Genomic DNA, 20,932 nt, shown 5'->3' on the forward strand with positions numbered 1-20,932 from the left:
CCGCCGGTGCGCGGACGGCCGCCCGGACACACGGAAAGACCTACGAGACGAGTTCGGATGATCTTCAGGTCTTTCGACCTTCCGACCTTCTCGACCGTCGATGTCGGCCCCAGCGGAAGCCGAAGCTTCTCGCCGAAGTCGGCAACTCCGGTTGAGGTGCCTCACTCGCCCCGTAGGCACTTACTAGGATATCCCTTCCAAAGCCGGACGGAACCCCCCAAACCATGATTTTTTCGTCCGCGACTACTCCTCGGGCGGGAAGACCGGCTCCCCGCTGCCCAGCACCGTGATCACGATCGCCTCCACCGGGCAGTTCTCCGCCGCCGCCAGCACCTGTTCACCCGCGTCGGCGTCCGGCTCCACGGGGTGGGACTGGCGCGCGGAGTCCAGGCGGAAGGCATCGGGGGCGCGGTTGACGCACTGCGCGGAGCCGATGCAGACCGAGCGGTCCACCTCGATGCGCCAGCGGTCGCCCATGCGCTACACCTCCCCGTACCCGGCCGGCAGGTGGATCATCTTGTGCTCCAGGAACTCGCCGTAGCCCTCGGGCCCGAACTCCCGGCCCAGGCCCGAGTTCTTGTAGCCGCCGAACGGGCCGAGCATGTCGAGGCTGAAGGTGTTCACCGAGTACGTGCCGGTGCGCACCTGCCGGGCCACCTCGATGCCGCGCTCCACGTCCGCCGTCCAGACGCTGCCGCTGAGCCCGTAGTCGGAGTCGTTCGCGATCTTCACGGCCTCGCTCTCGTCGCCGTACGGGAGCAGGCAGATGACCGGTCCGAAGATCTCCTCACGGGCGATCCGCATGGAGTTGTCGACGCCGCCGAAGAGGGTCGGCTCCACGTACCAGCCGCGCTCCAGGCCCGCCGGGCGCCCCCCTCCGGTGAGGATCTTCGCGCCCTCCTCCTGGCCGATGCGGATGTAGTCGAGGTTGCGCTGCTGCTGGCGCCTGGCCACCAGCGGGCCGACCTGGGTCGCCGGGTCCAGCGGGTCGCCGACCACGAGCGCGCCGGCCGCGGCGGCGAAGGCGTCGGCGAACTCGTCGTAGCGCGAGCGCGGCACGAGGATACGGGTCTGGGCCACGCATGCCTGGCCGTTGTTCATCCAGGCGGCCTGCACGATCCCGGGCACGGCCGTGGCGAGGTCCGCGTCCGGCAGCACCACGGCCGCCGACTTGCCGCCCAGTTCCAGGGTCACGCGCGTCAGGTTGCGGGAGGCGACCTCCATGACGCGCTTCCCGGCCGCGACCGAGCCGGTGAAGGACACCTTGTCGATCCCGGGGTGCCCGACGAGGTACTCGCCCACCTCGCGGTCCGCGGGCAGGATCGACAGCACCCCCTCCGGCAGCCCGGCCTCGCGCGCGATCTCCCCGAGGATGTAAGCGTCCAGGGGCGACTCGGGCGACGGCTTGAGAACGACCGTGCAGCCGGCGAGCAGCGCGGGCGCGAGCTTCGCGGCGGCCACGAACTGCGGCACGTTCCACGGCACCACGGCCGCGACGACCCCGACGGGCTCGCGCCGCACGAGGATCCTCCCGAGGACGCCGTCGCGCCGCTCCTCATGGGTGAAGCTCCGTGAGACCGTGATCGCCGCGTCCCAGACCATCATCGCGCCCAGCGCCTGCGCGAGGACGCTCCAGGAGTACGGGGAGCCGTTCTCGGAGGAGATCACGCGGGCGATCTCCTCGTGCCGCACGGCGATCGCGTCCTTGATCCGGGTGACGACCTCGATCCGCTCGTCCAGGGTCATCCGCGGCCACGGCCCCTCGTCGAAGGCCCGGCGCGCGACAGCGACGGCCCGGTCGACGTCGTCCCCGGAGGCGTGCGGCACCCGGCCGATGACCTCCTCGGTGTGGGGTGAGACCACCTCGATGACGTCCGCACCCAGAGGGTCGGTCAACTCCCCGCCGATGAACAGCTGTCCGTGTTCCACAAGCTCGGTCATGGCCGACTGCCTCCCGGGACTTCTCTGACGAGCCATCAGATACGGAACTGATACCAGTTCCAGTCCGCACAGTCCACGGGCGGGACGGAGGCGGGCGCGGCAGTTGACGGTCGACCGGGGCTACCTTCGAAACATGTTCTAGTTATAGTTGACCGGAAGACGGCGATTGGGGAGCCCATGGCACAGACGGCCGATCACGGCGGGGGCGTACGGTCCCTCAGGGTTCCCATTCCGGACAACCCCCTCGGGCACACCCTGGTGTACGTCGTCGACACCGACCGCGGTCCGGTGCTGGTCGACACCGGCTGGGACGACCCCGGCTCCTGGGACGCCCTCACCGAGGGGCTCGCGGCGTGCGGCACCTCGCCCGGGGAGATCCACGGCGTCGTCATCACCCACCACCACCCCGACCACCACGGCCTGTCCGGCGCGGTCCGCGAGGCGTCCGGCGCGTGGATCGCCATGCACGCCGCCGACATCTCCGTGATACGGCGCACCCGGGAGACCCGGCCCGAGCGCTGGTTCGCGTACATGGCCGACAAGCTCGCCGCGGCCGGCGCCCCCGAGGAACACCTCGCGCCGCTGCGCGCCGCCCGTGGCCGCGCGAGCCTGCCGGGCCTCGCCTCCGCGCTGCCCGACCGCGAGATCGTCCCCGGCGAACTCCTCGACCTGCCCGGCCGCCGCCTGCGCGCGGTCTGGACCCCCGGGCACACGCCCGGCCATGTCTGCCTGCACCTGGAGGAGGAGCACCCCGCCGGGCTCCCGGGCCACGGCCGCCTGTTCTCCGGTGACCACCTGCTCCCGGAGATCACCCCGCACATCGGCCTGTACGAGGACCCGGACGACACCACCGTCACCGATCCCCTCGGTGATTACCTCGACTCCCTGGAACGCATCGGCCGTCTCGGGCCCGCCGAGGTGCTCCCGGCACACCAGCACCCGTTCACGGACGCGCCGGCCCGCGTGAACCAGTTGCTGACGCACCACGAGGACCGGCTCACCGGCCTCCTGGCCCTGCTGACCACCCCGCTCACCCCCTGGCAGCTCGCCGAGCGCATGGAGTGGAACCGCCCCTGGGACCGCATCCCGTACGGCTCCCGGCATATCGCGGTCTCGGAGGCGGAGGCCCATCTGCGCCGACTGGTGAAGCTGGGCCGGGCGGAGGCGGTGGCGGGCAGCGACCCCGTGACCTACGTGGCGGCGTGATCCGCCCGCGGCGGCGGCCGGGCGGTGGGGTCCCCGGGGGCCGGGGTCAGTGCGGGGCCTTGCCGCCTCCACCCGCCCGTCTCTCGGCCGCCGCCATGCGGTTGAACGTCTTCCGGGCCCGGCCGGACGGGAGTTCGCGGTCGAGGAGGGGAAGACAGACCTCTTCCTCCTTCCCTCCTCCTTCCCTCTTCCTCCTTCGCGAAGTGCAGCGCGACGATCGCATGCGGGTCGCGCACTGGCCGCGCGAGCATCGGCCCCGGCCTCCTCGGCGCCGGACCGCCCCTGCGGGCGCGCCTCCGGCACGGCCTGCCCGGACAGCCGTGCCCGCGGACATGGTCCATCACCGCGGCCCTCGGCGGCCGCGTCCCCGTACGAACCCCGGTGGCGCCGCAGCACCGGGTCCCCCTCGGTCTCGTACGCGCCGGCCGTGACGGCCGTGAGGCATGGGCGGTCTCGGGGCCGCCCATGCCGGCCGCTAGAGTGAACGGGTCGTCTCACTACCCGTACGAGGGGAAGCCGGTGCGAATCCGGCGCTGACCCGCAACCGTGAGCCGCTTCGGCGGCGAGCCGGATCACCTCGCACGGGATCGTGACTGGCTCACGCGCACCGGCAGCCGCCGGTGCACGGCACCGTCGAGGTCTACGGAGCCGAGCCGCCCGGGGTGTCCCGTGCTGCCCGGCTCCCCGCAGGGAGAGGCACCCGCCGATCATGAACGTCCGCCGCAGCGCTGTGGCCCTGGCCGCCACCGCAGTGATCGGCGCCGCCGCGCCCGCCGTCGCCACCGGTCCGTCGCCGTCGCCGTCACCGGTGATCCCGTCGGGCCTGTACGGCAGCACCGACCCGACCTACGACGGTGTCTGGCGCCAGTCCCTCGCCCTGCTGGCGCAGCACACCACGGGTGTGCGGCCCGCCGCCCGGGCCGTGGACTGGCTGGCCGGACAGCAGTGCGCGAACGGGGCGTTCGCGGCCTTCCGCGCGAACCCCGGCACGGCCTGCGACGCCAAGCTCATGGTCGACACCAACAGCACGGCCGCCGCCGTCCAGGCCCTGGCCGCGCTCGGCGGACACGACGCCGCGACCGGCAAGGCCGTCTCCTGGCTGAAGTCCGTTCAGAACAAGGACGGCGGCTGGGGGTACATGCCGGGCGGGGCCAGCGACGCCAACTCGACGTCCGTCGTGATCGGTGCGCTCGCGGCCGCGGGCGAGAATCCCGCGCGGGTCCGCAAGGACGGGAACGGCAGGGCTCCGCAGGAGCTGCTGGCGTCGTGGTCCATCCCGTGCGGCGGACGCGGCGGGGGCGCGCTCGCCTACCAGCCGGACAAGAACGGAAAGCTGGCGCCCAACGCGGACGCGACGGCGGCCGGGGTGCTGGCCGCCCTCGGCAAGGGGTTCGTGGCGACGGCCGGGAAGGCACCGGGGCAGGAGTCCGGGTGCGCCGGCTCCGGCGCACCGCTCACCTCCCTTCAGGTGGCGGCCAACGGCGCCGCCTATCTGGCCGAGGCAACGGCCACGACCGGCCATCTCACCTCCGCCCTGCCCGGCGCGGGCGACCAGCCCGACTACGGCAACACGGCGGACGCGGTCGTCGCGCTCGCCGCGCAGGGCCGGACGAAGGCCGCGCAGAAGCCGTACGCCTGGCTGGAGAAGAACTCCGCGCAGTGGGCGAAGCAGAGCGGCCCGGCCGCGTACGCCCAGCTGATCCTCGCCGCGCACGCGATGGGCGCCGACCCCCGCCACTTCGGCGGCACGGACCTGGTCACCGCGCTCAACGGGACGGGCCCGGCCCCGCAGGCGGCCGAGCGGTCCGACGGCCCCGGCACGAAAGCCCGCTCCGGTTCGGACTCCGGGCCCGCCGTCTGGTGGATCGTGGGCGTCGGCCTCGTCGCCGGCATCGGCGTCGGCTTCCTGCTGTCCGGCCGCGCCAGAAAGCGGCAGCCGTGATCCGCCGCGGTGCGGCCGCCCTGGCCGCGGCGGCCCTCCTGATACTGCCGGCCGGGGGCCCGGCGCACGCCGTCGGCTACCGGTACTGGTCCTTCTGGGAGCGGCACGGGCAGGCGTGGACGTACGCCACCCAGGGTCCGTCGACCGCGAGCCCCGCCGACGGGGACGTCCAGGGCTTCCGGTTCGCCGTCAGCGAGGACTCGCAGGACGCCGAGAGGCCGCGCGGGACGGCGGACTTCGCCGCCGTCTGCGCGGCGACGCCCGCACGGGAGGGCCGCAAGCGGGTGGCGCTGGTCATAGACTTCGGCACCGCGGCGGACGCCCCTTCGGGCGAGACCCCACCGGCCCCGCGCACGGTCTGCGCCCGTGTCCCGGAGGACGCGACGACGGCGGACGCGCTGGCGGCGGTGGCGAAGCCACTCCGCTACGACACCAACGCCCTGCTGTGCGCGATCGCCGGATATCCGGGCCGGGGGTGCGGCGAGCAGGTTCGGGAGACGACGCCCCGGTCGGCGCAACCACGGCCCACGGCGTCCCCGCGGACGGCACCGGACGCACCGCACCACGGCCCGTCCGCCGGGGTACTCGTGGGCGCCGCCGCCGTGGCCGCCCTGGGCGCGGCCGCGATATGGCAGGCGCGGCGCCGCCGGAGGTGACGATGGCATCCCGTCCCCGTGGCGCCCGGCCGGCCCTGCACGCGGGCGCCTGGTGGCTGTGGGCGCTCGGTCTCGCCACCGCCGCCACCCGCACCACCAACCCCCTCCTGCTGGGCCTCCTGGTCGCCGTGTCCGCCTACGTCGTCGCGGCACGCCGCACCGCCGCGCCCTGGTCCCGCTCCTACTCCGCCTTCGCCAGGCTCGGTCTCGCCGTCCTCGCCGTCCGTCTCCTGTTCGCCGTGGTCCTCGGCTCGCCCCTCCCCGGCACCCACACCGTCCTCACCCTCCCCGAAGTCCCCCTCCCGCACTGGGCGCAGGGCATCCGCATCGGCGGCCGGGTCACCGCCGAGGCCCTCGTCTTCGCCCTGTACGACGGTCTCCGGCTCGCCACCCTGCTGGTCTGCGTCGGTGCCGCGAACGCCCTCGCGAACCCCGCACGGCTGCTGAAGTCCCTCCCGGGCGCCCTGTACGAGGCGGGGGTCGCGGTCGTCGTCGCGCTCACCTTCGCCCCGCACCTCGTCGCGGACGTCCGGCGCCTGCGTGCGGCGCGCCGGCTGCGCGGCCGTCCCGACCGGGGGCTGCGCGGTCTGCTGCAGGTCGGTCTGCCGGTGCTGGAGGGCGCGTTGGAGCGTTCCGTCGCGCTCGCCGCCGCGATGGACGCGCGCGGCTACGGCCGCACCGCCGACGTCCCACCCGGCGTCCGCCGCACGACCACGGCCCTCACGCTGGGCGGTCTGCTAGGGGTGTGCGCGGGCACGTACGGGCTGCTCACCGCGGAAGGGGGCGGCTACGGCCTGCCCGTCCTGCTCACCGGGCTGGCCGCCGCGCTCGCCGGGCTGCGGCTCGGGGGCCGCCGGTCACCGCGCACGCGCCACCGGCCGGACGTGTGGGACGCACGGGCATGGCTGGTCGCCGCGTCGGGGATCGCGGCGGCGGCGGGGCTGGCCGTGTCCGCGGCCACCGACCCGTCCGCCCTGTATCCCGGCGTCATCCCCCTGACCGCCCCGGCGCTCCCCCTGCTCCCCGCGGCGGCGGTGCTGCTCGGTCTGCTGCCCGCGTTCGTCACCCCCGCCCCCGAGGAGCCCGTGTGATCCGCTTCGAGAACGTCTTTGTGCGGTACGACGGGTCGGCCGGACCCGCCGTCCAGGGCGTCGACTTCACGGTCCCGGAGGGCGAGCTGGTGCTGCTCGTCGGTCCCTCTGGGGTCGGCAAGTCGACGGTGCTCGGGGCGGTGAGCGGGCTGGTCCCCCACTTCACGGGCGGCACCCTGCGCGGCCGTGTCACGGTGGCCGGGCGCGACACCCGTACCCACAAGCCGCGGGAACTGGCGGACGTGGTGGGCACGGTGGGGCAGGACCCGCTGTCCCATTTCGTGACGGACACGGTCGAGGACGAACTCGCCTACGGCATGGAGTCGCTGGGGCTCGCCCCGGACGTGATGCGCCGGCGGGTCGAGGAGACGCTGGACCTGCTCGGGCTGACCGCCCTGAGGGACCGGCCGATCGCCGACCTGTCCGGCGGGCAGCAGCAGCGCGTCGCGATCGGCTCGGTGCTCACCCCGCACCCGAAGGTCCTCGTCCTGGACGAGCCCACGTCCGCGCTGGACCCGGCGGCCGCCGAGGAGGTCCTGGCCGTGCTGCAACGGCTCGTCCACGACCTCGGCACGACGGTCCTGCTGGCCGAGCACCGGCTGGAGCGGGTCGTCCAGTACGCCGACCGGGTCGTCCTGCTTCCGGCCCCCGGCGCCCGCCCCGTACTCGGCACCCCCGCGGAGGTGATGGCCGTCTCGCCGGTGTACCCGCCGGTGGTGGACCTGGGCCGGCTGGCCGGCTGGTCGCCGCTGCCCCTGACCATCCGGGACGCCCGCCGCCGCGCGGGCGCCCTGCGCGAACGGCTCGCGGGCACCGCGCCCACGAACACCGCAAGCGCGGGCACCGCAAGCGCGGGCACCGCAAGCGCTAGCGGGCCGCACCCGTGCCCGGCGGACACCGCGCCCGCCGAAGCCCCCGCCCCCCGCCGCTTCCTGCGCAGGCGTACCGCCGCCCCGCCTCCCTCGACGCCCCGTCCCCCGGCGGTCGTGGCATCCCTCGCCGTCCGCCGCGGCCTCGTCGAGGCCCTGCACCGCGTCGACCTCGCCGTCGCGCCGGGCGAGACCGTGGCGCTGATGGGGCGCAACGGCGCCGGGAAGTCCACACTGCTCGCCGCGCTCGTCGGACTCGTCGAACCGGCCCGAGGGTCCGTCCGCGTCGGCGGCGTGGCGCCGCACTGCACCGCCCCGCGGGATCTGGTGCGGCGCGTGGGCCTCGTACCGCAGGAGCCGAGGGACCTGCTGTACGCGGACACGGTGGCCGCCGAGTGTGCGGCGGCGGACCGGGACGCGGGTGCCGCCCCCGGCAGCTGCCGGGCGCTGGTGTCCGAGTTGCTGCCGGGCGTGGCGGACGACGCGCATCCCCGGGACCTGTCGGAGGGGCAGCGGCTGGCGCTCGCGCTCGCCGTCGTCCTCACGGCCCGTCCCCCGCTGCTGCTCCTGGACGAGCCGACGCGGGGGCTCGACTACGCGGCGAAGTCCCGTCTCGTGGCCGTGCTGCGCGGGCTGGCCGCCCAGGGGCACGCCATCGTGCTGGCCACCCATGACGTGGAACTGGCCGCCGAGCTCGCCCACCGCGTGGTGATCCTCGCGGACGGCGAGGTCGTCGCCGACGGCGCCACCGCCGAGGTGGTCGTCGCCTCCCCCTCGTTCGCGCCGCAGGTGACGAAGGTGCTGGCGCCGCAGCAGTGGCTCACGGTGGCCCAGGTCCGTCAGGCGCTGTCGTCATGACGACCCGCCGCCCCGGGCCCGCCGCGTTGCCGGCCACGCGCTCCCGGCCGCGTACGGACACCGTCGCCCAGGCCCGCGCAGTCCGCCTCGGACCCCGTTCGCTCGCCGCCCTGGCCCTGGTGAGCGCGGTCGGCGCCGCGGGGTTCGTCTGGCCCCTGTTCGCCGACCCGGCCTCCCAGCTCGGCGCGCACGCCCAGGACGCGCCCTGGCTGTTCGCGGGGCTGCTCCTGCTGCTGGTCGCGGTCGTGGCGGCGACGATCTCCGAGTCGGGGCTCGGCCCGAAGGCCGTGGCCATGCTGGGCGTGCTCGCCGCGACCGGCGCGGCCCTGCGGCCGATCGGCGCCGGGACCGCGGGCATCGAGCCGATGTTCTTCCTGATGGTGCTGAGCGGGAGGGTGCTCGGGCCGGGGTTCGGGTTTGTGCTCGGGGCCGTGACGATGTTCGCGTCGGCGCTGCTGACGGGCGGGGTCGGCCCCTGGCTGCCGTTCCAGATGCTGGCGATGGGCTGGTTCGCGCTGGGCGCGGGGCTGCTGCCGGGTGCCGACCGGCTGCGGGGGCGGGGTGAGGTGGTGATGCTCGCCGGCTACGGGTTCGGGGCCGCGTTCGCGTACGGCACGGTCATGAACCTGGCCGGCTGGCCCTTCATGGGCGCGCTCGCCTCGGGCATCGCCTACGACCCGCATGCCGGGCTCGCCGCCAACCTCGCCCGTTTCCTCGCGTACTGCACGGCCACGTCCCTGGGCTGGGACCTGGGCCGTGCCGTGGTCACGGTCGTACTGACCTGCCTCCTCGGCCCGGCCGTGCTCAAGGCGCTGCGCCGGGCGACCCGGCGTGCCGCGTTCGAGAGCCCGGTCGCCTTCGAACCGCGGTAGCGTGCGCCGCCGGTCACATTTCCGCCTCCCTTCTGTGCCGCCGGCCACTCCCCAACTCCCGTACGTGCGGCGCCGGTCACATCCGCGCCCGCGTGAGGCGCGACCCGGGCCACAGTCGCACCGAGACCTGGGTCACACTCCGGCCGGCCCGTCTGCGACCCGGGTCACACCGCTTCATCGCGGTCCGCATCCGTCTCTCGGCGTTCCGTGACCCAAACCGTGAGGAGCCCCACGTGACGGGGGTCACCTACGAGGCGGGGCCGTAGATCGAAGTACCTGACATGGACGCGTTGATCGCGCCCCTGACCTGGGCGATGAGAGCCAGGTCACACGAGCGACTGTCATCGCGAATGCGACCACAACTAGTAAAAGGGGTCATTGCGGACGTTTGGCACAGCTGCTTCTCTGGATCCCGTCGTCAGGCGCCGAGGAGCCCACCGGGTCCGACGCCACGGCAGGCCCCCACCGCCTCCGCATGGTTCCGGCGTGCCGCGACACCCCCGTTCCCGAACGAAAAGGTGCCCCGTGTCCGTCTCTTTCATCCGTCGCATCGCCTCCCCGAAGAAGGCCATCGCCGCCGCCGCCGTCGCCGCAGCCACGACCGGTATGGTCCTTGCCTCGGCCCCCGCTCAGGCCGCCGCCGCCTCGGCTTCCTCCGCGCAGACGATCGCTCACAAGATGATCCCGGACGCCGCGCAGTACGAGGCATTCAACAAGATCGTCTCCCACGAGAGCGGCTGGAACGTCCACGCCACCAACTCGTCGTCCGGCGCCTACGGCCTGGTCCAGGCGCTGCCCGGCTCGAAGATGGCGTCCGCCGGCGCCGACTGGAAGCACAACCCGGCCACCCAGATCAAGTGGGGCCTGGACTACATGAACTCCCGCTACGGCAGCCCGGTCGAGGCATGGAACTTCTGGCAGACCCACCACTGGTACTGATCGGCCCCACCCCGACGAGCCCCGAAGGCGGCGGTCCCTCGTGACCGCCGCCTTCGCGCACCCACCCGCCCGGCCCCGGTACGAATCCGCCGGCCGGCCCCTCCGGGAGACCGCGGCTAGAGCCGCTGGATGATCGTCGCGGTGGCCAGGGCACCGCCCGCGCACATCGTGATGAGCGCGAACTCCTTGTCGGTGCGTTCCAGTTCGTACAGGGCCGTCGTGATGAGCCGGGCGCCCGTCGCGCCCACCGGGTGCCCGAGGGCGATCGCGCCGCCGTTCACGTTCACCTTCTCCAGGTCCTGTCCGAAGACCTGCGCCCAGCTCAGCACCACCGACGCGAACGCCTCGTTGATCTCCACGAGGTCGATGTCCTTGAGGGACATCCCCGCCTTGCCCAGCACCGCCCGCGTCGCGTCGATCGGCCCGTCCAGGTGGAAGTGCGGGTCGGTCCCGACCAGTGCCTGCGCCACGATCCGCGCCCTCGGCTTCAGCTTGAGCGCCCGCGCCATCCGCTTGGACGCCCACATGACCGCCGCCGCGCCATCGCTGATCTGCGACGAGTTGCCCGCCGTGTGCACGGCCGTCGGCATGATCGGCTTGAGTGCCGCCAGGCCCTCCATCGAGCTGTCCCGCAGCCCCTCGTCCCGGTCCACCAGCCGCCACATTCCCTGGCCGGCCCCCTGCTCGTCCTCGGTGGTCGGCACCTGCACCGCAAACGTCTCGCGCTTGAAGCGCTCCTCCGACCAGGCGATCGCCGCCCGCTCCTGCGAGATGAGGCCGAGGGAGTCCACGTTCTCCCGGGTCAGGCCCCGGCGCCGGGCGATCCTCTCCGCCGCCTCGAACTGGTTGGGCAGGTCCACGTTCCACTCGTCCGGAAACGGCTTGCCCGGCCCGTGCTTGGACCCCGAGCCGAGCGGAACCCGCGACATGGCCTCGACGCCGCAGCTGATCCCGATGTCGATGACACCCGTCGCGACCATGTTGGCCACCATGTGGGAGGCCTGCTGGGAGGAGCCGCACTGGCAGTCCACGGTCGTCGCCGCGGTCTCGTACGGCAGCCCCATGGCCAGCCAGGCCGTGCGCGCCGGATTCATGGACTGTTCGCCGGCGTGCGTCACCGTGCCGCCGACGATCTGTTCGACGCAGTCGGCGTGGATGCCGGTGCGGCCGAGCAGTTCACGGTAGGTCTCGCCCAGCAGATAGGCGGGGTGCAGATTGGCGAGCGCGCCACCGCGCTTGCCGATGGGAGTGCGTACGGCTTCGACGATCACGGGTTCCGCGGCCATGGGGGGCTCGTCCTCTCCTCGGTCACCCGCGCGGCGCGGGCGTCCCGGCCCACCCGCCACGCAGAACTAGTACGCGTTCTAGTTCTGCATGCAGTCTGCTGACACCCTGTCCACAATCGCAAGGGTCTTGCAGCCCCGGAAGCCGTGATCTGCACGAATCCCCCACGCAATTCGGGGCGTCACACCTCTTGCGACTTGTAGAACCCGTTACTACCTTCACGGCAACTTCCTGATGGTCCGTCAGAATGGTGGGAGTCGCCGATGCCCTGTCCAGCGCTGCCCGACGGGTTCGACTTCACCGACCCCGATGTGCTGCACCACCGCGTCCCCCTCCCGGAGTTCGCCGAGCTGCGCCGCGCCGAACCCGTGCGCTGGATACCCCAGCCGGCCGGCCTCGCCGGCTTCCAGGACGAGGGGTACTGGGCCGTCACCCGGCACACGGACGTCAAGTACGTCTCCACGCACCCGGAGATCTTCTCCTCGTACCTCAACACCGCGATCATCCGCTTCAACGAGCACATCGAGCGCGACGCGATCGACGCCCAGCGCCTGATCATGCTCAACATGGACCCGCCCGAGCACACCCGGGTCCGCCAGATCGTGCAGCGCGGCTTCACACCGCGCGCCATCCGGGCCCTGGAGGAGCGGCTGCGCGCCCGCGCGTACGCCATAGCCCGGGGCGCGGTCGCCCACCGGGGGCCCTTCGACTTCGTCACCGAGGTCGCCTGCGAACTCCCCCTCCAGGCCATCGCCGAGCTGATCGGGGTCCCGCAGGAGGACCGGACCAAGATCTTCGACTGGTCCAACAAGATGGTCGCCTACGACGACCCCGAGTACGCCATCACGGAGGAGGTGGGGGCCGAATCGGCGACCGAGATCATCGCCTATGCGATGAACATGGCCGCCAACCGCAAGCAGTGCCCGGCCAAGGACATCGTCACCACGCTGGTGGCCGCCGAGGACGAGGGCAACCTCACCTCCGACGAGTTCGGCTTCTTCGTGCTGATGCTGGCCGTCGCCGGCAACGAGACCACCCGCAACGCGATCACGCACGGCATGCACGCCTTCCTCACCCACCCCGACCAGTGGGACCTCTACAAGCGGGAGCGCCCGGCGACCACCGCCGAGGAGATCGTCCGCTGGGCGACCCCGGTGGTGTCCTTCCAGCGCACGGCCACCCAGGACACCGAACTGGGCGGCAGGCAGATCAGGAAGGGCGACCGGGTCGGCCTGTTCTACTCCTCCGCCAACCACGACCCCGAGGTCTTCGACGACCCGGACCGGTTCGACATCACCCGCGACCCCAACCCGCACCTCGGCTTCGGCGGCGGAGGCCCGCACTACTGCCTGGGCAAGTCCCTGGCGGTGCTGGAGATCGACCTCATCTTCAACGCGATCGCCGACACGATGCCGGACCTCAGGCCGGCCGGCGACCCGCGCCGGTTGCGCTCCGCCTGGATCAACGGCGTCAAGGAACTGCGGGTGACGGCCGGCTGACACGCTCGGGCCGCCGGCTTCCCGGCGCCGCCGGCCCGTCTCCAGGAAGGCAGGGGCAACCCCCACGCCCCCCCTGCCCCCGGCAATGACGGCGCGCGCGGCACCCGGAGGGCGGCCGCGCGGCAGCGGCCGGGACGACCAGACGGCCGGCTTCGGGCGTGGGCGACCACATTGCGGAACAGGGCCCATAGACGGCCCCACCAGCGGTGCGCCACCTGGTAGGTCACCGGCTCGTCCCGCCACGTGCCGTCGCTCCGGTCGATCCCCCACAGCCCCGGGCGGAGCGCGGCCGGAGCCGGAAGGATCAGCGGCGCCGTCCGCCCGAGGGCGCCGCCGCGCCGGGCCGCTGCCCGCGGGGTGGTCTGCGGGGCGCCGCCGGGCCGCGGGTGCGCCAGTTCAGGATGCCGGCTGATGACGTCCTCCCAAGAGGTCGAGGTCCCGCTCGTGCGCATCCGACCGGGCCGGGCCGACGACCCCGCCGTCGTGTCGCGCGAAGTGCTCACGCGACATCTCCTCCTCGGCCTGCCGATCCTCCTCGGCCTGCCGAACCGCGATCCGGGCGCCCTGTACCGCGGAACGCGCCTGCCGGCCGGGTGCGGCACTCCGTGCCTCGGCGGTCGGCTCCAGGAAGACCACGCGGCTTCCCTCGTGGCTCCCTATCCGGGAAGCCCCAGGGCCTTCGCATGCTCGTCGGTCGGCAACCGTCCGGCGGTGGGCCGGCGTTCGCCGTCCGGGCCGGCGGCGACCACCGCCCGCGGCCCGGACAGCAGACGGGTGAGTGCGAAGCCCGCGCCCACCACGGCCGCGCCGCCCACCGCGTCGAGCACCCAGTGATTGGCGGTGGCCACGATCGCGGAGAGCGTGAACAGCGGGTGGAGCAGGCCCAGCGCCTTCATCCACCGGCGGGGGGCCGGCGCGGCGATCACGATGCCGCACCACAGCGACCAGCCGAAGTGCAGGGACGGCATGGCGGCGTACTGGTTGGTGACCGCCGTCATCACCCCGTAGTCGGGCTTCGCGAAGTCCTGCACACCGTGCACGGTGTCGATGAAGCCGGATCCCGGCATCAGCCGCGGCGGGGCCAGCGGGTAGAGCCAGAAGCCGAGGAGGCCGAGCAGCGTGGCGAAGCCGAGCGCGGTGCGCGCCCACCGGTAGTCCGCCGGCCGCCGGGAGTAGAGCACGGCGAGCGTCGCCAGCGGGACCACGAAGTGGAACGACTCGTAGTAGAAGCTCAGGAAGTGCTCCAGCCGCGGCACCGTCACCACGGTGTGGTTGGCCCAGTGCTCGATGTCGATGGAGAGGTCCCTCTCCATCGCGTGGATCTCTTTGCCGTGCGCCTCCGCGGTGGCCCGGCTGCCGGTCGCGGTCAGCCGCACCCAGGAGTAGGCGGCGTAGCAGACCCGGATCAGCAGCAGCTCGAACAGCAGGTTGGGGCGGCTGAGCACACGACGCCGGAACCGGGACAGCGGCACCCGGGAGGGACGGGCCGGGGCGTACACGGCGGGACGCGGCGACCGGTAGGCGGGGGACGCGCGGTCCGGGAACGGCAGCGCGCAGGCGGCGGCCAGGGCCGCCAGCAGGATGACGTTGTCGCGCAGCGGGTGCAGTGCCGCCACGTTCGGGATCAGGACCTTCGCCGGCAGCGTCATCACCAGGACCACGGCCAGCGGCCACACATACCGGTCGCAGGCGCGGCCACCGGGCCGCCCGACCACTGCGAGCAGCACCCACAGCAGCTGGTGCTGCCAGGTCGTCGGCGACACGGCGACCGCCACGCAGCCGGTGACTGCGACCGCGAGCAGTAACTGGCCGTCGCGCGCGTACCGCACGGCGCGGCGCAGACCCACGGCCGCGACGGCCGCGCCGAGCGCCAGAAAGAGGCAGATCTCCAGCGGTCCGGTGAGCCCCAGCCGCAACAGCGCGCCGTGCAGGGACTGGTTGGCGTGGTCGTCCGCCTTGCCGCCGAGGCCCACACCCGCCAGATGGTGCACCCAGTAGGTGTACGAGTCGTCCGGCATCGCCGCCCAGGCGAGCGCGGTGCACAGCGCGAAGGTGACGGCTGTCGAGGCGGCGGCCCGCCGGCGCCCGGTGAACCACAGCAGCGGCGCGAACAGCAGCACGGTCGGCTGAAGGGCCGCCCCGACCCCGATCAGCACGCCGCTCTGGCGCTCCCCGCGTGCCACGAAACAGCCGAGCAGGACCAGCAGCACCGGGATGATGCTGGTCTGTCCCAGGTGGATGGTGTTGCGCACCGGAAGCGACAGCATCAGCAGGCTGATCGCCACGGGCGCGGCGAGCAGCGAGGTCCGACGGCTCACGGGCTGCGGCAGGGCCCGCGCGGCGATCAGACCGAGCGCCACGACCAGCAGGAGCGTGCCGAAGGTCCAGGCCCAGCCGAGGGCCTGTTCAACCGATCGGGTGAGCGGTTTGAGGACGAGTCCCCCGAAGGGGGTACCGGTGAATCGGGTCGAGTCGTACAGCGAGCCGTTGGGGCGCAGCACGCCCCGGGCGCCGACCCAGGTCTCCAGATCGGTGAGGCGGTCGTTCCTGGGGGTGCGCAGGACCACGGCGATCTGCCGGGCCGCGAGGACGGCGGCGAGCAGCCACATGCCGAGGCGGACCGCCGCCAGTCTCGATGTCGTCGTCCCCGAGGCCCCCGCTGCCAGGGCAGTGCCCATCTGCCCGCTGTGTTCCACGTTCGCCACGCCCTGCCGGCCCTCCCGCCGCGTTCATCCCGTACGTCCCCTGCGTGTGCATTTGCCCGAACCCTATGAGCTTGGCGGCACTCTTGATGCGCGAGACGCAGCCAGCCCTCTCCTCGGAGAAGTGCCCCACTTTGTCCGGATGACGATAGTGGGCGCGCAGACCGGTTCCGCCCCGCCGCCCGCGCCGTCCGCGACCTTGCCGAACGGCATGGCGGAAAGGGCGATGGGGGATGCGGAACACTCCGGCCGGGCGCCCGCGGGGGCGGGTCCCGGCCGTCACCCCGGCGCCACCCGCACTGCAGCCGGACTCGCCGGCGACACCCGCGCACGCCAGCGGCTGCGGCTGCGGCTGCGACTGCGACTGCGACTGCGACTGCGACTGCGACTGCGACTGCGACTGCGACTGCGGCTGCGGCTGCGGCTGCGGCTGCGGCTGCGGCTGCGGCTGCGGCTGCGGCGCGATGATGCCGGACGGGCGGCGGCAGGTGACGGCGGGCCACACCTCCGCCGCCGGTGCACTCGCCCCCCGATCGACTGACACCCTCCCCGATCGGGCGATCTCCGCGGCTGCGGCGATCCACCCCGGCTATATTCATTAGGGACTCTACTTAGCCCGTCTAACTGCTCTCTGTCCGGACACACCGGAAAGGCAAGATGCATGAGCACGGCACAACCGCTCTGGGACGACGTCGACGCCTACTTCACCTCTCTGCTCTGCCCCGCCGACGAGACGCTCGCCGCGGCCCTGCGGGACAGCGACGCGGCCGGGCTCCCGGCCATCAACGTCGCACCGAACCAGGGCAAGCTGCTCCAGCTCCTCGCCCGGCTCCAGGGCGCGCGCCGCATCCTGGAGATCGGCACGCTCGGCGGCTACAGCACGATCTGGCTGGGCCGCGCCCTGCCGGAGGACGGCCGGCTGATCACCCTCGAGTACGACGCCAGGCACGCGGAGGTCGCCCGCCGCAACCTCGCACGGGCGGGCCTGGAGCGGATCACCGAGGTGCGCGTCGGCCCCGCGCTGGAGTCACTGCCCAAGCTCGCCGAGGAGCGGCAGGAGCCGTTCGACCTGGTCTTCATCGACGCGGACAAGGCCAACAACGCGCACTACGTGGAATGGGCCCTGAGACTCACCCGCCCCGGCAGCCTGATCGTGCTCGACAACGTGGTGCGCGGCGGCCGGGTCACCGACGCCGGCAGCGAGGACCCCAGCGTGCGGGGCACCCGGGCCGCGCTCGAACTGATCGCCACGCACCCGGGACTCAGCGGCACGGCGGTCCAGACGGTGGGCACCAAGGGCCACGACGGCTTCGCGCTGGCGCGGGTCGTGGGCTGAGCCGCCGGGCCCCGCTACACCTCGTGGAAGAAGCCCACGTTGATGCTGCGGGGGCCCGTGCGGTCCTGGACGATCAGCTCACCCGAGCTGCCGCGCGGGAGCATGGCGGTACCGCCGTAGGGGAGGGACTGTGCGGGGAGGCCGGCCAGGGCCAGCCGCACCTCGGAGGAGGGCTCGGCATGCGAGCCGCGCAGCCACGTGACCTGCCATCCTCCGTCCTGCCCGCACAAGAACTCCAGGTGGACGCGCGAGACGAACAGCCAGTCGTCCGGAGTGGCCAGCCGGCACACGGACTTGTCCCTGCCCACCCGCAGCACGGAGCCTGGCTCGCTCGGCGCGTCGGCCATCAGCATCCCGGCCGTCGCCCCGGCGTCCGCCCCGGACACCGAGGCCATGGTGAGTTCGAGCACGTGCGCTCCTCCTGAGTGCGGCGGTCCAGTGGTACGCGGCCGGACGGTCCGGCGTACCGCTGCGGAATGATAATTCGCCCGATCACCCCGTCGGGTGACATCCGGCACAATGGATCCATGACCGAGCGCAAGCCACCCGGTGTCAGCTTCGAGTCCTATGTCGAACATCAGATCCGCGACGCCGAGGCGCGCGGGGAGTTCGCGAACCTCCCCGGCGCGGGCAAGCCGTCACCGGCCCTCACGGAGACGGAATACGACGAACTGTGGTGGATCAAGCGGAAGATGGCCCGCGAGGGGGTGGCGGTCCTGCCGCCGACGCTAGAGCTGCGCAAGGAAGCGGAGGACACCTTGGCGGCGACCGCGGCGGCGCCGTCCGAGCGAGCGGTGCGCCGGCTGGTCGAGGCCCTCAACACGAAGATCCGCGCCATGATGTTCCAGCCGCCGCCGGGCCCGCCGCTGGGCCTCAAGCCGTACGACGTCGAGGAGATCGTCCGGAACTGGCGCGAGCGCCGGCAGGGCTGAGGGCCTGGCAGGGGCGCGGACCCTGTAGGGGTGCGGGCCGCCCGGCCCCGGTCCGCGCACGGCGGCGCCCCCGATATCCGGTTGCGTGGCCCGCCCGGCCCCTCCCGACAATGTCCGGCATGGCCTGGACCGTCACCCCGGAACGCTTCGATTCCCCTGTCGCCGCCGCCCTCTGGCGGGCGTACTACACGGAGGTCAGCGACCGCTGGTACCTCCTGCACGAAGGGCGCCGCACCGACCCGGCCGAACTGGAGCGGGAGATCGCCGCGGACACCGGCGCCTATCTGGCCCCGCCGGGCGGGGTGCTCCTGGTGGCGCGGTACGAGGGCGCACCGGCGGGCACCGCGGGCATCCGCCTGACGGACCCGGACACGGCCGAACTCAAGCGGGTCTTCCTGCACGAGGAGTGGCGCGGCAAGGGCGGCGCCCCGCTCCTCGTGGCCGCCGCCGAGAGCGCGGCCCGGGCGCTCGGCGCGCGGCGGATGGTGCTCGACACCCGCCACGACCTGGTGGAGGCCCGCACCCTGTACGCCAGCCTCGGCTATGCGGAGACAGAGCCGCACAACGACCAGCCGTACGCGGAGCACTGGTTCGGCAAACGGCTGTCCTGACCTGCTCCTCGGGCCTGCTCCTCGGGCTGAAGCCCGACCACGGCCTTCCGCACCACGTCTCACCCCGGGCGCCGGGGCGAGCGCGTCCCCGTGTCCTCCTGCGGGCGTTCCGCGTCCGAGCCGCACAACTCCGCGTTGATTTCCTGGACCAGCTTGATCAGGTCGGTCGGGCGGTCCGGCCCCCACCAGTCGCCGAGCAGCTCGGCCAAGGACTCCTCGCGGGCGGCGGCCAGGCGTTCGGCGACCTGGCGGCCCTCCGCGGTCAGGACGAGGTCGAGTCCTTCACGCACCGCCAGATGCCGCTCCTCCACCTGCCGTTCCGCGGCGAGGACGACGTTCAGCGGTACCGCGCTGCGCTCGGCGAGCATCCCCGGCTCGGCCCAGCCGTACTTCTTCATCCGCAGCAGCAGCCAGCTCGCCGCGGGCAGCAGATCGTACCCGGCCCGTCGGGTGATCTTCTGGTAGATCTCGTGCCGCCCCTCCCGCGAGCCGAGCACGGACAGCGCCCGGCACACCTCGTCGTACGACGAGCGCTGCACCGGGTTGCTCGCCAGCGTCTCCGTCACGTCCGGCGCGGTCACCGAGCCGCGCAGCCGGTCCTCGCGCAGGAACCACGCCAGCACGAAGCCGAGAAGGGCGACCGGGGCCGCGTAGAGGAAGACATCGGTGATCGACGACGCGAACACGTGCAGGACGGCGAGCCGCAGGGCGGCGGGGAGGGCCGCGATGCCGCGCGGGTCGGCCTTCAGGGTGTCCGCGGTGACACCGGCCGGCAGCGGGCGCCCGGCGAGCGCCGCCGTGAGCCGGCCGCCGAGGTGGCCGGCGAAGACCGCGCCGAAGACGGCCACTCCGAACGAGGCGCCGATGGAGCGGAAGAAGGTGGCGCCGGAGGTGGCCACGCCGAGGTCCTCGTAGGCCACGGCGTTCTGCACGATCAGTACCAGGACCTGCATCACGAGGCCGAGGCCCAGCCCGAAGACGAAGAAGTAGCCGCTCATCTCCGCGGTGCTGCTGTGTTCGTCGAGCCGGTGGAGCAGGAGCAGGCCGATCGTGGTGACGGCGGTGCCCGTGACCGGGAACACCTTCCACCGGCCGGTGCGGCTGACGATCTGCCCGGAGGCGGTCGAGGACAGCAGCATGCCCGCCACCATCGGCAGCATGTGCACACCGGACATGGTCGGGCTCACCTGCTGGACGACCTGCAGGAAGGTCGGCAGATAGGTCATCGCCCCGAACATGGCGAAGCCGACGATGAAGCTGATGACGGCGGAGAGCGTGAAGGTGCGGATGCCGAAGAGCTTCAGCGGCAGGACAGGCTCGGCCGCCGCGCGCTCGACCGGTACGAAGGCCAGCAGCAGAACGGCGCCGAGGACGACGAGGCCGATGATCTGCGGCGAGCCCCAGCCCCAGGTGGTGCCGCCGAGGGAGGCGACCAGCACCAGGCAGGTGGCGACGGCGGCGATGAGGACGGTGCCGAGGTAGTCGATGACATGCCGTTCGGCCTTCCCCGGGATGCGCAGCACGGCCGCGATGACCGCGAGGGCGACGATGCCCACGGGCAGGTTGACGTAGAACACCCAGCGCCAGCTGAGGTGCTGGGTGAACAGCCCGCCGAGAAGCGGCCCGAGCACGCTGGTCGTGCCGAAGACGGCACCGAAGAGCCCCTGGTAACGGCCCCGCTCGCGCGGCGGGACGATATCGCCGACGATCGCCATCGACAGCACCATGAGCCCGCCGCCACCGAGGCCCTGGACGGCGCGGAAGGCGATGAGCTGAGGCATGTTCTGCGCCGTGCCGCACAGCGCGGAGCCGGCCAGGAAGAGCACGACGGCGGCCTGGAACAGCTTCTTGCGGCCGTACTGGTCGCCGAGTTTGCCCCACAGGGGGGTGGCCGCGGTCGACGCGAGGAGATACGCGGTGACCACCCATGACAGGTGTTCGAGACCGCCGAGGTCGCTGACGATGGTGGGCAGCGCGGTGGACACGATCGTCTGGTCGAGGGCGGCGAGCAGCATGCCCAGCAGCAGCGCGCCGATGGAGACGAGGACGCCGCCGTGCACCTCTTCCCGCCCGGGCGCCGCGTGGTGCCGTGCGGCGGCCGCCGCCGCGCCCGCCGCCTCGGCCTCCCCCGTCCTGCCCTGCGTGTCGTCGGTCATGGAGATCTCCCGTGCACGGGCCGTACGGCCCTGGTGCA

19 protein-coding genes and 1 riboswitch are annotated in these 20,932 nt (G+C 73.0%); of the genes, 12 read left to right on the top strand and 7 right to left on the bottom strand.

Annotation, left to right across the window (positions count from 1 at the left end):
* Positions 1-243: 243 nt before the first annotated feature.
* Entirely contained in the window at positions 244-477 is a 234-nt protein-coding gene (locus tag ACFSL4_RS17525) for a ferredoxin (RefSeq protein ID WP_381083563.1), read from the bottom strand.
* A gap of 3 nt (positions 478-480) precedes the next feature.
* Positions 481-1,941, bottom strand: a complete 1,461-nt coding sequence (locus tag ACFSL4_RS17530) for an aldehyde dehydrogenase (RefSeq protein WP_381083565.1) — start codon at positions 1,939-1,941, stop codon at positions 481-483.
* A 177-nt stretch (positions 1,942-2,118) separates the two neighbouring features.
* Here ACFSL4_RS17530 and ACFSL4_RS17535 point away from each other — a divergent pair, with 177 nt between their 5' ends.
* The 7 genes from ACFSL4_RS17535 to ACFSL4_RS17565 all read left to right on the top strand — a co-directional run bounded on the left by ACFSL4_RS17535 (position 2,119) and on the right by ACFSL4_RS17565 (position 10,374).
* Positions 2,119-3,147 carry an MBL fold metallo-hydrolase gene (locus tag ACFSL4_RS17535; protein ID WP_381083567.1) on the top strand — a complete coding sequence of 343 codons (1,029 nt, stop codon included), beginning with the start codon at positions 2,119-2,121 and terminating at the stop codon, positions 3,145-3,147.
* A 510-nt stretch (positions 3,148-3,657) separates the two neighbouring features.
* Positions 3,658-3,724: riboswitch (cobalamin riboswitch) on the top strand.
* A gap of 132 nt (positions 3,725-3,856) precedes the next feature.
* Positions 3,857-5,089 (top strand): prenyltransferase/squalene oxidase repeat-containing protein, encoded by a 1,233-nt coding sequence (locus tag ACFSL4_RS17540; protein WP_381083569.1) that lies wholly within the window; start codon positions 3,857-3,859, stop codon positions 5,087-5,089.
* Positions 5,086-5,745, top strand: coding sequence for an SCO2322 family protein (locus tag ACFSL4_RS17545; RefSeq protein ID WP_381083571.1), 660 nt, complete (start codon positions 5,086-5,088; stop codon positions 5,743-5,745). Before ACFSL4_RS17540 ends, ACFSL4_RS17545 begins: the two co-directional genes overlap by 4 nt.
* 2 nt (positions 5,746-5,747) lie before the next feature.
* Positions 5,748-6,836: a CbiQ family ECF transporter T component gene (locus ACFSL4_RS17550; RefSeq protein ID WP_381083573.1), complete on the top strand. Its 1,089-nt coding sequence runs from the start codon at positions 5,748-5,750 to the stop codon at positions 6,834-6,836.
* Positions 6,833-8,563, top strand: a complete 1,731-nt coding sequence (locus tag ACFSL4_RS17555) for an ABC transporter ATP-binding protein (protein WP_381083575.1) — start codon at positions 6,833-6,835, stop codon at positions 8,561-8,563. Before ACFSL4_RS17550 ends, ACFSL4_RS17555 begins: the two co-directional genes overlap by 4 nt.
* Positions 8,560-9,435 carry an ECF transporter S component gene (locus tag ACFSL4_RS17560; protein WP_381083577.1) on the top strand — a complete coding sequence of 292 codons (876 nt, stop codon included), beginning with the start codon at positions 8,560-8,562 and terminating at the stop codon, positions 9,433-9,435. The genes ACFSL4_RS17555 and ACFSL4_RS17560 overlap by 4 nt, the downstream gene beginning before the upstream one ends.
* Positions 9,436-9,960: 525 nt before the next feature.
* Positions 9,961-10,374 carry an aggregation-promoting factor C-terminal-like domain-containing protein gene (locus ACFSL4_RS17565; RefSeq protein ID WP_381083579.1) on the top strand — a complete coding sequence of 138 codons (414 nt, stop codon included), beginning with the start codon at positions 9,961-9,963 and terminating at the stop codon, positions 10,372-10,374.
* 116 nt (positions 10,375-10,490) lie between these two features.
* Here the strand turns inward: ACFSL4_RS17565 and ACFSL4_RS17570 are convergent, their stop codons facing one another.
* On the bottom strand, positions 10,491-11,660 hold the full coding sequence (locus ACFSL4_RS17570; RefSeq protein ID WP_381083581.1) for a steroid 3-ketoacyl-CoA thiolase: 1,170 nt from the start codon (positions 11,658-11,660) through the stop codon (positions 10,491-10,493).
* A 261-nt stretch (positions 11,661-11,921) separates the two neighbouring features.
* On the opposite strand from ACFSL4_RS17570, the gene ACFSL4_RS17575 reads away from it, so the two are divergent.
* On the top strand, positions 11,922-13,157 hold the full coding sequence (locus ACFSL4_RS17575; RefSeq protein ID WP_381083583.1) for a cytochrome P450: 1,236 nt from the start codon (positions 11,922-11,924) through the stop codon (positions 13,155-13,157).
* Positions 13,158-13,553: 396 nt separating this feature from the next.
* Here ACFSL4_RS17575 and ACFSL4_RS17580 read toward each other — a convergent pair whose 3' ends face one another.
* Together ACFSL4_RS17580 and ACFSL4_RS17585 are read right to left on the bottom strand one after the other, a co-directional pair.
* Entirely contained in the window at positions 13,554-13,793 is a 240-nt protein-coding gene (locus ACFSL4_RS17580; RefSeq protein ID WP_381083585.1) for a hypothetical protein, read from the bottom strand.
* A 20-nt stretch (positions 13,794-13,813) separates the two neighbouring features.
* Entirely contained in the window at positions 13,814-15,862 is a 2,049-nt protein-coding gene (locus ACFSL4_RS17585) for a bifunctional glycosyltransferase 87/phosphatase PAP2 family protein (protein WP_381083587.1), read from the bottom strand.
* A 139-nt stretch (positions 15,863-16,001) separates the two neighbouring features.
* Between ACFSL4_RS17585 and ACFSL4_RS17590 the strand changes: the two genes are divergently transcribed.
* Both ACFSL4_RS17590 and ACFSL4_RS17595 read left to right on the top strand, forming a co-directional pair.
* Positions 16,002-16,400, top strand: a complete 399-nt coding sequence (locus ACFSL4_RS17590) for a hypothetical protein (protein ID WP_381083589.1) — start codon at positions 16,002-16,004, stop codon at positions 16,398-16,400.
* A gap of 120 nt (positions 16,401-16,520) precedes the next feature.
* Entirely contained in the window at positions 16,521-17,195 is a 675-nt protein-coding gene (locus ACFSL4_RS17595; protein WP_381083591.1) for an O-methyltransferase, read from the top strand.
* A 14-nt stretch (positions 17,196-17,209) separates the two neighbouring features.
* Here ACFSL4_RS17595 and ACFSL4_RS17600 read toward each other — a convergent pair whose 3' ends face one another.
* A complete protein-coding gene (locus tag ACFSL4_RS17600; protein ID WP_381083593.1) occupies positions 17,210-17,605 on the bottom strand; it encodes an FHA domain-containing protein in 396 nt (131 codons plus the stop codon).
* Between the two features lie 117 nt (positions 17,606-17,722).
* On the opposite strand from ACFSL4_RS17600, the gene ACFSL4_RS17605 reads away from it, so the two are divergent.
* Together ACFSL4_RS17605 and ACFSL4_RS17610 are read left to right on the top strand one after the other, a co-directional pair.
* Complete coding sequence (locus ACFSL4_RS17605; RefSeq protein WP_381083595.1) at positions 17,723-18,127, top strand: DnaJ family domain-containing protein; 405 nt, start codon at positions 17,723-17,725, stop codon at positions 18,125-18,127.
* A 119-nt stretch (positions 18,128-18,246) separates the two neighbouring features.
* Positions 18,247-18,738, top strand: a complete 492-nt coding sequence (locus ACFSL4_RS17610; RefSeq protein ID WP_381083597.1) for a GNAT family N-acetyltransferase — start codon at positions 18,247-18,249, stop codon at positions 18,736-18,738.
* Positions 18,739-18,797: 59 nt separating this feature from the next.
* Here the strand turns inward: ACFSL4_RS17610 and ACFSL4_RS17615 are convergent, their stop codons facing one another.
* The gene (locus tag ACFSL4_RS17615; RefSeq protein WP_381083599.1) at positions 18,798-20,894 is read right to left on the bottom strand and encodes an MDR family MFS transporter; all 2,097 of its coding nucleotides are present in this window, start codon (positions 20,892-20,894) and stop codon (positions 18,798-18,800) included.
* Positions 20,895-20,932: the final 38 nt, after the last annotated feature.

It is taken from the genome of Streptomyces caeni (assembly GCF_042678285.1).
Classification (GTDB): Bacteria; Actinomycetota; Actinomycetes; order Streptomycetales; family Streptomycetaceae; genus Streptomyces; species Streptomyces caeni.

Bases quoted from the DNA above. Each gene is read 5' to 3' on its own strand.
- ACFSL4_RS17560 (WP_381083577.1), top strand. From the start codon at position 8,560: ATGACGACCCGCCGCCCCGGGCCCGCCGCGTTGCCGGCCACGCGCTCC.
- ACFSL4_RS17590 (WP_381083589.1), top strand. From the start codon at position 16,002: ATGACGATAGTGGGCGCGCAGACCGGTTCCGCCCCGCCGCCCGCGCCG.
- ACFSL4_RS17610 (WP_381083597.1), top strand. From the start codon at position 18,247: ATGGCCTGGACCGTCACCCCGGAACGCTTCGATTCCCCTGTCGCCGCC.
- ACFSL4_RS17540 (WP_381083569.1), top strand. From the start codon at position 3,857: ATGAACGTCCGCCGCAGCGCTGTGGCCCTGGCCGCCACCGCAGTGATC.
- ACFSL4_RS17575 (WP_381083583.1), top strand. From the start codon at position 11,922: ATGCCCTGTCCAGCGCTGCCCGACGGGTTCGACTTCACCGACCCCGAT.
- ACFSL4_RS17535 (WP_381083567.1), top strand. From the start codon at position 2,119: ATGGCACAGACGGCCGATCACGGCGGGGGCGTACGGTCCCTCAGGGTT.
- ACFSL4_RS17605 (WP_381083595.1), top strand. From the start codon at position 17,723: ATGACCGAGCGCAAGCCACCCGGTGTCAGCTTCGAGTCCTATGTCGAA.
- ACFSL4_RS17550 (WP_381083573.1), top strand. From the start codon at position 5,748: ATGGCATCCCGTCCCCGTGGCGCCCGGCCGGCCCTGCACGCGGGCGCC.
- ACFSL4_RS17525 (WP_381083563.1), bottom strand. From the start codon at position 477: ATGGGCGACCGCTGGCGCATCGAGGTGGACCGCTCGGTCTGCATCGGC.
- ACFSL4_RS17595 (WP_381083591.1), top strand. From the start codon at position 16,521: ATGAGCACGGCACAACCGCTCTGGGACGACGTCGACGCCTACTTCACC.
- ACFSL4_RS17530 (WP_381083565.1), bottom strand. From the start codon at position 1,941: ATGACCGAGCTTGTGGAACACGGACAGCTGTTCATCGGCGGGGAGTTG.
- ACFSL4_RS17615 (WP_381083599.1), bottom strand. From the start codon at position 20,894: ATGACCGACGACACGCAGGGCAGGACGGGGGAGGCCGAGGCGGCGGGC.
- ACFSL4_RS17570 (WP_381083581.1), bottom strand. From the start codon at position 11,660: ATGGCCGCGGAACCCGTGATCGTCGAAGCCGTACGCACTCCCATCGGC.